The organism is Halomonas sp. ND22Bw (assembly GCF_003011945.1).
Lineage (GTDB): Bacteria > Pseudomonadota > Gammaproteobacteria > Pseudomonadales > Halomonadaceae > Halomonas > Halomonas halophila.
Genome location: NZ_PXWD01001492.1, coordinates 1 through 247 on the forward strand (window position 1 = coordinate 1; position 247 = coordinate 247).

Annotated in this window: 1 protein-coding gene; it reads right to left on the reverse strand. The window is 61.1% G+C overall.

Features of this window, described 5'->3' with window-relative positions:
• Positions 1-247: proton-conducting transporter membrane subunit (locus CVH10_RS23185; RefSeq protein WP_369335999.1), on the reverse strand; the 247-nt coding region annotated here is incomplete at both ends.

Consider the following 247-nt stretch of genomic DNA (forward strand, 5'->3'; position numbering starts at 1 on the left):
TCCGATCGACGCCAGCGTGAACAGCAGGAACAGCAACGCATACCGCGGCATGTTGATGGCGAGACCGCCGTACCGGCTGATTTCCCGCGTATGCAGTCGATCGTAGATGACGCCGACGCATAGGAACAACGCGCCCGACACCAGGCCGTGACCCAGCATCACCATCATCGCGCCCTCGATCCCCTGCGCGTTGAATGCGAACAGCCCGATCGTGACGATCGCCATATGGGCGACCGATGAATAAGCG